Raw genomic sequence first — 12,509 nt, forward strand, 5'->3', positions numbered from 1 at the left:
GCTCCGATGGCGGAACGCGCGAGAGGAAACGGCCCGCTCGCGGGCGTCCGCGTGATCGAGCTCGCCCACATCATGGCCGGTCCGGTCTGCGGGCTGATGCTGGGCGACATGGGCGCCGAGGTGATCAAGGTGGAGAAGATCGCGGGCGGCGACGACACCCGCCGCTCGGTGCCGCCTTCGCTCGCGGGCGAGAGCGCCGCCTACATGATGATGAACCGGGGCAAGCGCGGGCTCAGCCTCGACCTGAAGAGCGAGGACGGCCGGGAGATCCTGCACCGGCTGCTCGCCGAGGCCGACATCCTGATCGAGAACTACCGCGCCGGCACGATGGAGCGCCTCGGCCTCGGCTACGAAGCCTTGCGCGGACGCTACCCGGCGCTGGTCTACGCCTCTCTCTCCGGCTTCGGCCGCTCCGGGCCCTACGCGGCCCGGCCCGGGTTCGACCTCGTGGCGCAGGGCATGAGCGGGCTGATGAGCACCACCGGCGCAGGCCCCGGGCAGCCGCCGATGAAGTGCGGGCCGCCCGTCACCGACATCACCGCCGGCATCCTCGCGGCGATGGGGGTGCTCGCCGCCTACACCCACCGGCTGAAGACAGGCGAGGGGCAGGCCGTCGACACCTCGCTGTTCGAGGCCGGCATCACCCTGACCTACTGGCAGTCGGCCATCGCCATGGCGACCGGCGTCGCACCCGGGCCGATGGGCTCGGCCCATCCGCTGAATGCCCCCTACGAGGCGTTCGCGACGGAAGACGGCTGGATCACGATCGGCGCGGCCAACCAGACCAACTGGCTGCGCCTCCTCGACGTGCTCGGCGCCGCGGATCTCGCGGCCGACCCGCGCTTTTCCCGCAACGCCGGCCGCATGGAGCACCGGACGGCGCTGGCCGACGCCCTCGCCCCCTACTTCCGCGGCGCGGATTCGCAGACGTGGCTCGCGCGGCTGGAGGCGGGCGGCGTGCCGGCGGGGCCGGTGCTCGATGTCGCCGCCATGCACCGAGACCCGCAGACGCGCGCGCGCGACATGGTGGTGGAGGTCGATCATCCCCGCGCCGGACGCATGTCGACGCTGGGGCTCCCCGTCAAGTTCTCCGCCACGCCCGGCCGGGTGCACGGCCCGGCCCCGCTGCTCGGCGAGCACTCGCGCCGCATCCTCGCGGACGCCGGCTACGACGCGGCCGCGATCGACGGCCTGATCGCGCGCGGCATCGTCGGCGAGACCGTGGCCTGACCTCGATCCACAGAGCATCTTCCATGATCTCCGGATCATGGAAGATGCTCTGCCTCCTTGTGTGATCGCATTGTCTTCACGCGAGCCGGCATCCACCGCGCTGGAAAGTGCTTTAAGGGACGTTCTGCGATGAGCACGGATGCGAAGACCACACCCGACGAACTGCTGGTCTCGCAGGAGGGCGGCATCGCCCGCATCGTCCTCAACCGGCCGCACGCCCGCAACGCGCTCACCTTCGCCATGTACGAGGGGCTGGTGACGCACTGCCTGCGCATCCAGGAGGATGCGTCCGTCAAGGCGCTGGTCATCACCGGCGCGGGCGAGAAGGCGTTCGCGGCAGGCACCGACATCGCGCAGTTCCGCGGCTTCGCGACCGCGGAGGATGCGCTCGGCTACGAGTGCTTCATGGACCGGGTGCTCGGCACGCTGGAGCGGCTGCGGGTGCCGACCATCGCCGCCATCGCCGGCGCCTGCACGGGGGGCGGGGCAGCGATCGCGGCGGCCTGCGACCTGCGCCTCGCGACGCGAGACGCCCGCTTCGGCTTCCCGATCGCGCGCACGCTCGGCAACTGCCTCAGCCAGGGCAACCTCAGGCGGCTGTCGGACCTGATCGGCCCGGCCCGCGTCAAGGACATGATCTTCACCGCCCGCCTGATCGGCGCGGAGGAAGCGCTGGCGATCGGCCTCGTCGGCGAGGTGGTGGAGGATGCAGCCGCGCTGGCCGAACGCACGGCGGCGCTCGCCACCCTGGTGGCCGGCCACGCCCCGCTCACCCTGCAGGCGACCAAGGAGGGTCTGCGCCGGCTCGCCGAGGAGGCCGCCGCGCCGGAAGGTGCGCCCCGGTCCGGCGACGACCTGATCCTGATGTGCTACATGAGCCGCGATTTCCGCGAGGGCATGGAGGCGTTCCTGGGCAAGCGCGCGCCGGATTGGACGGGGCGGTAGCGCCGGACCTGTTCCTGCGGACTGCTTTGTCGACATCAGCGGTCGCGCGTCCCCTACACCTCCGCAGCCCTGCGATGACACACATCGCTCAACGCGATCCGAAAATGGCGCGGGTCCCCATACCCTTCGCGGGAGAGGGACAGGGTGAGGGAGGAGAACTCACCGGATACGGCACGCCCCTCACCCCAGCCCTCTCCCCCTGGGAGAGGGGGCGGTTCGGCGCTTCGCACGATCCAACGAGCACCGTTCTCGCAAGATGTATGAAGCTGCAAGCCACCGTGGAGGGTGGAGGGCTGGGCTTCGCTATCGCGTGGACGGCAGCAGCAGGTCCGGCAGCCAGAGCGCGATGCCCGGTACGAGGCACAGGACGAGGATCGCCAGCGCCATCAGGATCACGAAGGGCAGGGTGCCCCGGATGATGTCGCTGAGCGGGATGTCGGGGGCGATGTTCTTGATGACGAAGATGTTGAGGCCCACCGGCGGGTGGATCAGGCCCATCTCCATGGTGATGGTCATCACCACGCCGAACCAGACGAGGTCGAAGCCCGCGGCCTTGAGCGGCGGCAGGATGATCGGCGCCGTCATCAGGATGATCGACACCGGCGGCAGGAAGAAGCCCAAGCCGATCACGAGGCCGAGGATCGTCACCAGGAGGACCCAGCGGGAGAGCTGCATCGCCACGATGGCGTTCGCGGCCGATTGCGAGATGTGCAGGTAGCTCATCACGTAGGCGTAGAGCAGCGACATGCCGATGATCAGCATCAGCATGGTCGATTCGCGCAGCGTCGCGGTGAGGATCGGGCTGACGTCCTTCGGGCGCCAGACCCCGTAGATCACCGCGATCAGCGCCAGCGCCAGCAGGCCGCCGAGGCCCGCCGTCTCGGAGGGCGTCGCGTAGCCGCCGTAGAGCGCGACCATCACGCCGGTGAGCAGCACCACGAACGGCAGCACCCGCGGCAGCGTCTCGAAGCGCTGGCGCATGCTGTAGCTGTCCTCAGCCAGGATCGGCGACTTGACGCCGCCGCGCTCGTAGGCCGCCTTGGCGGTGGCGTACTCGGCGCGGAAGCGGAACACCGCCCAGGCCGCGAACAGCCCGACGAGCAGCAGGCCCGGCCCAATGCCGGCCAGGAACAGGCGCCCGAGGGACTGCTCGGCGGCGACCGCGTAGAGGATCATGGTGATCGAGGGCGGCAGCAGGATGCCGAGCGTGCCGCCGGCCGCGATGATGCCGGCGGCAAAGCCCGGCGAGTAGCCGCGCTTGCGCATCTCCGGGATGCCGGCCGAGCCGATCGCCGAGCAGGTGGCGGGGCTCGAGCCGGCCATGGCGGCAAACAACGCGCAGGCGAAGACGTTGGCGATGCCCAAGCCGCCGGGGATGCGGTGCATCCAGGCGTGCATGGCCGAGTACAGGTCCTGGCCCGCCTTGGACCGTCCGATCGCGGCGCCCTTGAGGATGAACAGCGGGATCGAGAGCAGGGTGATCGAGGCCATCTCCTCGTAGACGTTCTGCGCCACCGTATCGAGGGAGGCGGCGGGCATGAACGCGTACATGAAGGCGAGCGCGACGAAGCCGAGGGCGAAGGCGATGGGGATGCCGGCCAGCATCGCCGACAGCGTCGCCCCGGCGTAGAGGAAGCCGATCGCGGCGGTGCTCATCGTTGCGTCCCCACGGTGGTGCCCATCGGGTCCGTTCCCCGCGGCGTCACGTCGGGCCGGCCCTTCAGGGTGGCATTGAGATCGGCGCCGACCCCGATCTTCGGCGCGGCCCAGCCGGCGGCGTTCGGGCCGTAGGCTAGGGCCTCGACGATCTGCACCACGAACTGGATGCCGAGCAGGCTCATGCCGAAGGCCATCAGGGCGTAGGGGATGGCGAGCGGCGGCCCCCAGGTCGATTGCGAGACCTGCCCGTCGACGTAGGCCTCGTGGAACAGCGTCCAGCTCTTCCAGGCGAAGAAGGCGACGAAGACGAGGCTGATCACGTCCGCGAGCAGGAGGCGGGCGCGGTTGAGGCGCGGCGAGAGGAAGCCGGTGAGCGCCTCGATCGCCACGTGGCCGCGCTTGGCCTGCACGGCGGCCGCCGAGAAGAAGGTCGCGCCGACGATCAGGAACACGGCCATCTCGTCCTGCCAGTCGGTCGGCTCGTGCAGGACGTAGCGGATGAGCACGCTGTAGCTCAGGACGAGGCAGGCGCCGACGAGGGCGAGCCCGCCGAGCACCATGATCACCCGGTTCACGCCCTTCATCAGTCGATCGATATGGCCGAGCGCCCCGGGGATCCGGCGCTCGACGACGGGTTTCTCGGCAGCGGCCGAGGCCGCATCGAAGGCGTGGCTCACGCGACCTGCTCCGCGAGCTTCAGAAGCTCCGCGCACTGGGCGCTCTTGCCCGCGTAATCCTTCCACGCGGTCTCGCGGGCAATGTCGCGCCACGCGGCCATGGTCTTCTCGTCGAGGTTCTGAACCTTGGCGCCGGCCTTGCCGAAGACCTCCTCGACGTGGGTGTCGTCGGCCTTCGCGCCGGCCTGCCCGAAGGATTCGAGTTCGGCACCCACCGCCATGATCAGGTCTTGGCTGTCCTTCGGGAGCCCGGAGAAGATCGCCTTCGACATCATGATCGGCTCGAGCATGAACCAGTAGGAGCGCTCGCGCCCCGACGTCAGGGCCTTGGACAGTTCCTCCAGGCGGAAGGAGATCAGGCTGGTCGAGGAGGTGATGACCGCGTCGCACGCCCCCGTCTGCATCGCAGCGTAGGATTCGCTCGACGGGATCGAGAGCGTGGCCGCGCCCGCCTGCTTCATCATCAGGTCCATCTCGCGCGACCCGCCGCGGACCTTCATCCCCTTGGCGTCGGACGGCGCGTAGAGCGGGCGCTCGCGGCTCGCGACGCCGCCGGCCTGCCAGACCCAGGAGACCAGCACGATGCCCTTGGCATCGAGGAGCTCGGCGAGCTTCCGGCCCACCGGCGCCGCCTTCCACGCCACGCCCTGCGCGTAGGAGGTGACGAGGCCCGGCATCAGGCCGATGTTCATCTCGGGGATCTCGCCGCCGGCGTACGGGCTCGGATAGAGCGACATGTCGAGGGCGCCCTTGCGCATGGCGCCGAACTGCGCGTTCGTCTTCATCAGCGAGGAGCCGGGATAGACCTGCACCTCGATGGCGCCCTTCGAGCGCTCGCCCACGGCCTGCGCGAACTTCCGGCACATCCGATCGCGGAAATCGCCCTCGTCGATCGTGCCGCCGGGGAACTGGTGCGACAGCTTCAGGACCGTGGCGGCCTGCGCGGCGCCGAGGCCGAACCTGAGGAGCGCCGGGGCCGCCAGCCCAGCGGCGACGAGGCTGCGTCGAGTCGGCATCATGACGTTTCTCCCGCATCGCACAATAGAGCGACAGTCATTTTTTCGCATCGCACAATATACTGCGTCCGGTGCTCAATATGGACAGAAGGCCGACTTGTATATTTTGTCAACGCCTCTGCATAATAACGCGACGAAGAAGGGCACCGTCGGAGAGGCGCGAGCGATGAGCCAGGCCCAGCGCCTCAGGCAGACGATCGAGGACGAGATCGTCGCCGGGCACCTCGCCGTCGGATCGCGGCTCGACGAGCTCCAACTCGCCGAGCGCTTCGGCGTCTCGCGGACGCCGATCCGGGAAGCCCTGCTGCAGCTCGCCGTGACCGGCCTAGTCGAGACCAAGCCGCGAAGAGGCACGATCGTCAGCGCGCCGGAGCCGCAGCACCTGCTCGCGATGTTCGAGACCATGGCGGAGATCGAGGCCGCCTGCGGGCGGTTCGCCGCCCGGCGGATCGTGCCCGCCGACGAGGCCGCCCTCGATGCGGCGCTCGCGGCCTGCGCGGTCGCCGCGCAGGCCGGCGACTGCGAGGGGTACTATCAGGAGAACTACGTCTTCCACTCCGTGGTGTACCGGGCCTGCCACAACGCGTTCCTGTGCGAGCACGCCCGCCACCTGCACCGCCGCCTCGCGCCGTTCCGGCGGCTGCAATTGCGCGCCCGTCACCGGCTCGGCCAGTCGCTTCGCGAACACGAGAGCATCGTCGCCGCGATCCGGTCCGGCGACGAGGCGGCGGCGGGCGAACGGCTGCGCGCGCACGTGGTCGTCCAGGGCGACCGCTTCGCGGACCTCGCGGCGAGCCTGCGCACCTTGAGCGACGCGGCCTGACGGGCGTCGGCAGTCCTGTGCCGATGCGCGACGATCGCTGCCGCGGACGCATTAACCCTGCCCGCAGGATCGGTCCCATATCGGCGTAGATTTTTAACTAGAAGTTGTATTTCGTGATAGACCACCCTCGCAAGGATAGAGGAGGGGGTGGCTCGATGCTCAAGAATCTCGTGAGAAGCGCCGGTCGGCGCGCCGGTATCGACATCTTCCGGGCGAGCACCGACCCGTTTCGCTGGAGCCACACGGTTCACGACTACTATCCGGTCGCCCCGCACCCGCGCTGGGAGACGCAGAGCCTGCCGCACCGGCGCCTTCGCGCGGCGCTCGATACGGGACGGGCTTCGTACGAGACCTTCCTGTCGGCGCTCGAAGGCCATGCGTCCCTGCTCCACGGCGTGCCGCACGCGGCCGATCCGGAGGCGGCCAACCGACCGTGCTGGAACAACACGTGGTTCACGGCGCTCGACGCGGCGGCGCTCGTGACCTTCCTGGGATGGAAGCGGCCGGCCCGCTACGTGGAGATCGGATCGGGCACCTCGACGTGCTTCGCGCGCTACGCCATCGATGCGGCGGGCCTGCCGACGGCGATGACCTCCATCGATCCGAGCCCGCGCCGGCACATCGATCGGATCTGCGAGCGCGTCGTGCGCCAGCCCCTCGAATCCTGCGACCTCGCGATCTTCGACGAACTGGAGGCGGGCGACATCCTGTTCTTCGATGGCTCGCACCGGGCCTTCGCGAACTCCGACGTGGTGGTGTTCTTCTTCGAGATCCTGCCGCGCCTGACGCCGGGCGTGCTCGTGCACATCCACGACATCTTCATCCCGGACGATTACCCGACGGCCTGGAACCACCGGCTCTACAACGAGCAGTACCTGCTTGCCGCGATGCTGATGTGCGGCCGACCGCCGTTCCGGGTCGTCGCGCCGATCGCCTACATCTGTCAGGACGCGGGCATGAGCGCGCGGGTCCGGCGCGTCTTCGCCTCGCCATCGGGCGCCCCCGACATCCCGTTCCTCTACCCGAACGATGCCGGCACGCCCGGTGCCTCGTTCTGGTTCGAGACGATCGCGGCGGCGTGACGCCCTATCCTTCGACCGGCTCAGGCGGCGCGACGTCGCCGAAAGAGGCCGCGATGACCGGCTTCTTGTTGCGGATGTGCTCGCGCATCAGCGCGGAGAGGGCAGGGCCGTTCCGCTCGCGCAGCAGGATCACCATGCGGTCGTGCTCGGCGATCGCCCGCGCCCACTGCTCGGGCGTCTGCTGGACGGTGTAGCGCGAGCGCTGGATGCGGCCCGACAGGCTGAGATAAATCCCCGACAGCGTCGCATTGCGACCCGCTTCCATGAGCGCCTCGTGGATGCGGCGGTTCAGGCGGAAGTAGCCGGCCTCGTCTCCGGCCTTCCAGGCGGCGACCATCGCCTCGTGATCCGCCTGGATCGCAACGACCTCCGCGTCGGACACGGTGCGGCAGGCGAGCTCCGCCGCCGTGGCCTCCAGCCCGGCGATCACCTCGATCATCTCCTCGATCTCGAGCTGCGAGAGGCTGGCGACCCGCGCCCCACGGTTCGGCAGCAATTCGAGGTGCCCCTCGGTGGCGAGGATCTTGATCGCTTCCCGCAAGGGCGTGCGCGAGATGCCGAAGCGCTCGGTCAGCTCGTTCTCGTTGACGCGGGCCTTCGGCTCCATCTCGCCCGACTGGATCAGCGCCCGCATCCGATCCGCCACCTCGTCGTGAAGGTAGCGCCGGTTGATGCCCGGACCGGGCTCGATCTTGTTCATGGGTCTGCTGTCGGATCACGGCCGCGCGCGTGCGTATCGTGACATCTAGGGGCGCGCGAAATCAGTGTCGAGGGACGAGCGCGCGATCAAGAACGCGGGCCACATGCTCCGCGCGCAGGCCGAGCCCGTCGTGGATCTGGTGGCGGCAACTCGTCCCGTCGGCGACGACGATGTCGTCCGGCCCAGCTTTGCGCAGGGCCGGGAACAGCGACAGCTCGGCCATGGCCACCGACACGTCGATCGTCTCGCGTCCGTAGCCGAAGGCCCCGGCCATGCCGCAGCAGCTCGACTCGATCGGGCGGACGTCGAGGCCCGGCACGGCGCGCAGCACCGCCTCGACCGCGCCCATCGCCCCGAACGCCTTCTGGTGGCAGTGGCCGTGCAGGTGCGCGACCCGGCCCGCCTGGTCCGCCAGCCGCAGGGCGATCCGCCCGGCCGCGAGGTCGACTGCCAGCAGTTCCTCGAACAGCAGGCTGCTCCTGGCCAAGTGCTCCGCCTGCGCGCCGGGGAGGAGCGCGAGGAACTCGTCGCGGAACGTCAGCAGGCAGGAGGGTTCGAGGCCGACGACGCGGGCGCCCGCCCGGACGAAGGGGAGCAGCGTGTCGAGGGTCCGGCGCGCCTCGGCCCGCGCGCGGTCGGTCTGGCCGGAGGCGAGCCACGTGCGCCCGCAGCAGAGGGGCCGGTTGCCCCTGGCCGGGAACACGCGGTGGAGCCGGTAGCCGGCCGCGATCAGCACCCGCTCGGCCGCCTCCAGGTTCTCGCGCTCGAAGGCCCGGTTGAAGGTGTCGCCGAACAGGATGACGTCGCGGAACTCGCCCGTCACGTCCTCCGGATGGGCGGGCTCGCCCGTCTCCGCCCAAGGGCGGCGCCAGCGCGGCATCGAGCGTCGCGCCGAGAAGTCGGCCACCCGTTCGGAGAGCTTGGCCAGCGCCGGCACCCGGTCGCGCAGGTTCAGGAGCGGCGCGAGCTTGGCGGCGACGCCGGCGTAGTGCGGCATCATCCCGATCAGCCGGTCCTTCAGCGGCAGGCCGTGGCGGGCGTGGTAGTGGTGCAGGAACTCGACCTTCATCCGGGCCATGTCGACGCCGGTGGGGCATTCGCGGCGGCAGGCCTTGCACGAGACGCAGAGGTCCATGGTCCGCTTCATCTCAGGGCTCGTGAAGGCGCCCTCGCCGAGCTGTCCCGACAGCGCGAGGCGCAGGGAATTCGCCCGGCCGCGGGTGAGGTGCTGCTCCTCGCCGGTGACGCGGTAGGACGGGCACATCGCCCCACCGCTAAGCTTCCGGCAGGTGCCGTTGTTGTTGCACATCTCGACGGCGCCGCCGAAGCCCCCGGGCTCCGCCCAGTCGAGCGCCGTCGCCTGCGGCTCGGTGACGGCGTAGCCGGGCGCGAACCGCATCAGCGCCCGGTCGTCCATCGCCAGTGGCCGCACGATCTTGCCGGGGTTGAGGCGGTTCTCCGGATCGAACCCGTCCTTGACCGTCTCGAAGGCGCGGGCGAGCCGCGGTCCGAACAGCGGCGCGATGTACTCGGAGCGCGAGATGCCGTCGCCGTGCTCGCCGGAATAGGAGCCCTCGCAGCGGCGCACCAGTTCGGAGGTCTCCTCGGCGATGGCGCGCATCGTGGCGACGTCGCCGCCGTCCTTCATGTTCAGGATCGGACGGACGTGCAGGCATCCGACGGAGGCGTGGGCGTACCACGTGCCGCGGGTGCCGTGCCGGGTGAACACCTCGGTGACGGCGTCGGTGTAGTCGGCCAAGTGTTCGAGGGGCACCGCGCAATCCTCGATGAAGGACACGGGCTTGGCGTCCCCCTTCATCGACATCATGATGTTGAGGCAGGCCTCGCGCACCTCCCACACCGCCTTCTGCCGCGACGGCTCGTGGATCTCGACCACGGCGTTCGGGAAGCCGTGGTCGCTCATGCAGGCGTCGAGGCGCTTGAGGTCGCGCGTCAGGTCGGCGAGGGTTTCGCCCGCGAACTCGGCGAGCAGCAGGCAGTTCGGCGCGCCGCGGGTGATGTCGGCGAGCGTCCTGTGGAACAGCGGGATGTCGGCGCCGAGCACCAGCACGTTGTTGTCGACGAGTTCGACCGCCACGGGATCGAGGTCGACGATGTGGCGCGTGGTCTCCATCGCCGCCCGGAACGTGGGGAAGTGGCACACGCCCATGACCCGGTGCGCGGGCAGGCGCCACAGCTTCAGCGTCACCGACGTGGTGGCGGCCAGCGTCCCCTCCGAGCCGACGAGGAGGTGGGCGAGGTTCGGCCGCGCCGCGATGAGCGCGTCGAGGTTGTAGCCACCGACGCGCCGCTGGACCTTCGGGTATCGCCGCAGGATCTCCTCGCGCTCGGATGCGGCGAGCGCCCGCATCCTGCCCGCGAGATCCTGCGCGCGGCCTGAACCTGTGACGCCGTCGGTCTCGTTGCCGGCCAAGCCGAAGCCGAACGGCTCAGCGTCGTGGAACAGCGCCTCGATCGCCAGGACGTTGTCGCTCATCTTGCCGAAGCGCAGCGAGCGGGCGCCGCAGGAGTTGTTGCCGGCCATGCCGCCGATGGTGCAGCGGGTCGCCGTCGAGGGCTCGACGGGGAAGAACCAGCCGTCGGCCTTCACGCGGGTGTTCAGGCGCTCCAGCACCAGCCCCGGTTCGACGGTGACGGTGCCCCCCTCGGGGTCGTAGCGGCGGATGCCGTTGAAGTGGCGCGAGCAGTCGACCACCAGCCCCGAGCCGATCGGCTGGCCGTTCTGCGAGGTTCCGCCGCCGCGCAGGATCACCGGCACGTCGTGCTCGGCCGCGATCGCGAGGGTGGCGGCGATGTCGGCGGCGCTCCGCGGCAGCACGACGCCCGCCGGCATGATCTGGTAGATCGAGGCGTCCGTACTGTACCGTCCGCGCGTGAAGGCGTCGAAGCGGACCTCGCCCCGCACCGCCTCGGCCAGCCGCCGCGCCAGCCCCGCATCCTGCCGTGCCGCCGCGCGCGGGGCCGTTCCTGCCGCCACTGCCGATCCTCCCGACGCGGCCGGTTCCGTCCGCCGCTGGTCAAATGTGGTCAAAATTCATTCTCGCAAAGGACGGGCGCGCCTCGCCTTCGCGATCCTGCGCGCCCGTGGCACTATGGAGCCGCACCCGAGCCGAGAGACAACCCCGACCGTGACGATCGACCTCTACAGCGACACCCAGACGCGCCCGACGCCGGGCATGCGCGAGGCCATGGCCTGTGCGCAAGTCGGTGACGAGCAGTCGGATTCGGACCCGACGACCCGGGCGCTGTGCGACCGCGTCGCAACGCTCCTCGGGCAGGAGGACGGAGTGTTCATGCCGTCCGGCACGATGTGCAACCTCGTCTCGATCCTGGTGCAGACGCGGGCCGGCGACGAGATCGTGGTGGACGACCAGTCTCACATCTACAACACCGAGGCCGCGGGCTCGGCCGCCATCGGCGGCGTCTCGGTCAAGGCGCTCGCGACGCCGGCCGGCATCTTCTCCCCCAACGCCTTCGCCGCGGCGATCCGTCCGCCCGCGCGCACGGCGCCGCGCACGGCGCTGGTCTCCGTCGAGCAGACCACGAGCTTCTCCGGCGGCTCGATCTGGGACCTCGCCGACATGCGCGCGATCCGCGACATCGCGCACCGCCACGAGCTGAAGGCGCACATCGACGGGGCGCGGCTGCTGAACGCGGTCGTCGCGACCGGCATCCCGGCCGAGGACTACGCGGCGGGCTTCGACAGCGTCTGGCTCGACCTCAGCAAGGGCCTCGGCTGTCCCGTGGGCGCGGTCCTGTGCGGCACCAGGGCCTTCGTGGTCGAGGCGTGGCGCTGGAAGTACCGGCTCGGCGGCGCCATGCGCCAATCCGGCGTGATCGCGGCGGCCGGGCTCTACGCCCTCGACCACCACGTCGAGCAGCTCCGCGCCGACAACGCGCACCTGCGCCTCCTCCACGCGGCGATCGCCGACGCGCCGGGACTGAGCTTCGACCCGGCCGCGGGGCAATCGAACATCCTGTGCTTCGGGGTCGCGGGTCTCGGCATCACCGCGCCGGATTTCGCGCAGGCGTGCCTCGCCCACGACGTCCGAATCCGCGCCATCGGTAGCCAGATCCGGGTCACGACCCACCTCGACGTGGATCGTGCCGGCGCGGTGCGCGCCGGCGAAGTGATCCGTGCGGTGGCGGAGGCTTTCGCGGCGCGGTTGTAAAATCGAACATTGCGCGCTTGCTATGCCGCGGCGGTTCCCGCGGCCCCTCCCCCTCTGCGGGCTACCGGATTCACACATCTCCGCACTTGGGGCTTCGGCAAAACTTGGCGGTTCGGCAAGACTTGGCGGTTCGGCAAGACTTGGCGGTTCGGCAGGCGCGCATCCCCTCGCCCCGCTTGCGGGG

10 protein-coding genes are annotated in these 12,509 nt (G+C 70.1%); 5 read left to right on the forward strand and 5 right to left on the reverse strand.

Translation table 11 applies throughout. The features are described 5' to 3' along the window. The first annotated feature begins 6 nt into the window (after nucleotides 1-6). Both ACFE8Y_RS04125 and ACFE8Y_RS04130 read left to right on the forward strand, forming a co-directional pair. Nucleotides 7-1,230 carry a CaiB/BaiF CoA transferase family protein gene (locus ACFE8Y_RS04125; protein ID WP_375463122.1) on the forward strand — a complete coding sequence of 408 codons (1,224 nt, stop codon included), beginning with the start codon at nucleotides 7-9 and terminating at the stop codon, nucleotides 1,228-1,230. A gap of 129 nt (nucleotides 1,231-1,359) precedes the next feature. Next, on the forward strand, nucleotides 1,360-2,175 hold the full coding sequence (locus ACFE8Y_RS04130; RefSeq protein WP_375463123.1) for an enoyl-CoA hydratase/isomerase family protein: 816 nt from the start codon (nucleotides 1,360-1,362) through the stop codon (nucleotides 2,173-2,175). Between the two features lie 303 nt (nucleotides 2,176-2,478). Here ACFE8Y_RS04130 and ACFE8Y_RS04135 read toward each other — a convergent pair whose 3' ends face one another. The 3 genes from ACFE8Y_RS04135 to dctP are packed head-to-tail and all read right to left on the reverse strand — an operon-like array spanning nucleotide 2,479 to nucleotide 5,530. Next, nucleotides 2,479-3,831, reverse strand: coding sequence for a TRAP transporter large permease (locus ACFE8Y_RS04135; protein ID WP_375463124.1), 1,353 nt, complete (start codon nucleotides 3,829-3,831; stop codon nucleotides 2,479-2,481). Continuing rightward, entirely contained in the window at nucleotides 3,828-4,511 is a 684-nt protein-coding gene (locus ACFE8Y_RS04140) for a TRAP transporter small permease (RefSeq protein WP_375463125.1), read from the reverse strand. Before ACFE8Y_RS04140 ends, ACFE8Y_RS04135 begins: the two co-directional genes overlap by 4 nt. Beyond that, the gene (dctP, locus tag ACFE8Y_RS04145; protein ID WP_375463126.1) at nucleotides 4,508-5,530 is read right to left on the reverse strand and encodes a TRAP transporter substrate-binding protein DctP; all 1,023 of its coding nucleotides are present in this window, start codon (nucleotides 5,528-5,530) and stop codon (nucleotides 4,508-4,510) included. Before dctP ends, ACFE8Y_RS04140 begins: the two co-directional genes overlap by 4 nt. 163 nt (nucleotides 5,531-5,693) lie before the next feature. On the opposite strand from dctP, the gene ACFE8Y_RS04150 reads away from it, so the two are divergent. Both ACFE8Y_RS04150 and ACFE8Y_RS04155 read left to right on the forward strand, forming a co-directional pair. Then, nucleotides 5,694-6,350 (forward strand): GntR family transcriptional regulator, encoded by a 657-nt coding sequence (locus ACFE8Y_RS04150; protein ID WP_375463127.1) that lies wholly within the window; start codon nucleotides 5,694-5,696, stop codon nucleotides 6,348-6,350. Between the two features lie 155 nt (nucleotides 6,351-6,505). Further along, nucleotides 6,506-7,432: a class I SAM-dependent methyltransferase gene (locus ACFE8Y_RS04155; protein ID WP_375463128.1), complete on the forward strand. Its 927-nt coding sequence runs from the start codon at nucleotides 6,506-6,508 to the stop codon at nucleotides 7,430-7,432. Nucleotides 7,433-7,436: 4 nt separating this feature from the next. Here ACFE8Y_RS04155 and ACFE8Y_RS04160 read toward each other — a convergent pair whose 3' ends face one another. Together ACFE8Y_RS04160 and ACFE8Y_RS04165 are read right to left on the reverse strand one after the other, a co-directional pair. After that, nucleotides 7,437-8,132, reverse strand: a complete 696-nt coding sequence (locus ACFE8Y_RS04160; RefSeq protein ID WP_375463129.1) for a GntR family transcriptional regulator — start codon at nucleotides 8,130-8,132, stop codon at nucleotides 7,437-7,439. 61 nt (nucleotides 8,133-8,193) lie between these two features. After that, complete coding sequence (locus ACFE8Y_RS04165) at nucleotides 8,194-11,130, reverse strand: FAD-binding and (Fe-S)-binding domain-containing protein (protein WP_375463130.1); 2,937 nt, start codon at nucleotides 11,128-11,130, stop codon at nucleotides 8,194-8,196. 115 nt (nucleotides 11,131-11,245) lie between these two features. Here ACFE8Y_RS04165 and ACFE8Y_RS04170 point away from each other — a divergent pair, with 115 nt between their 5' ends. Next, entirely contained in the window at nucleotides 11,246-12,325 is a 1,080-nt protein-coding gene (locus ACFE8Y_RS04170; RefSeq protein WP_375463131.1) for a threonine aldolase family protein, read from the forward strand. The last annotated feature ends 184 nt before the right edge of the window (nucleotides 12,326-12,509 follow it).

Source organism: uncultured Methylobacterium sp., assembly GCF_964242245.1.
GTDB lineage: Bacteria > Pseudomonadota > Alphaproteobacteria > Rhizobiales > Beijerinckiaceae > Methylobacterium.

Bases quoted from the DNA above. Each gene is read 5' to 3' on its own strand.
- ACFE8Y_RS04130 (WP_375463123.1), top strand. From the start codon at position 1,360: ATGAGCACGGATGCGAAGACCACACCCGACGAACTGCTGGTCTCGCAG.
- ACFE8Y_RS04125 (WP_375463122.1), top strand. From the start codon at position 7: ATGGCGGAACGCGCGAGAGGAAACGGCCCGCTCGCGGGCGTCCGCGTG.
- ACFE8Y_RS04160 (WP_375463129.1), bottom strand. From the start codon at position 8,132: ATGAACAAGATCGAGCCCGGTCCGGGCATCAACCGGCGCTACCTTCAC.
- ACFE8Y_RS04135 (WP_375463124.1), bottom strand. From the start codon at position 3,831: ATGAGCACCGCCGCGATCGGCTTCCTCTACGCCGGGGCGACGCTGTCG.
- ACFE8Y_RS04155 (WP_375463128.1), top strand. From the start codon at position 6,506: ATGCTCAAGAATCTCGTGAGAAGCGCCGGTCGGCGCGCCGGTATCGAC.
- ACFE8Y_RS04170 (WP_375463131.1), top strand. From the start codon at position 11,246: ATGGAGCCGCACCCGAGCCGAGAGACAACCCCGACCGTGACGATCGAC.
- dctP (WP_375463126.1), bottom strand. From the start codon at position 5,530: ATGATGCCGACTCGACGCAGCCTCGTCGCCGCTGGGCTGGCGGCCCCG.
- ACFE8Y_RS04150 (WP_375463127.1), top strand. From the start codon at position 5,694: ATGAGCCAGGCCCAGCGCCTCAGGCAGACGATCGAGGACGAGATCGTC.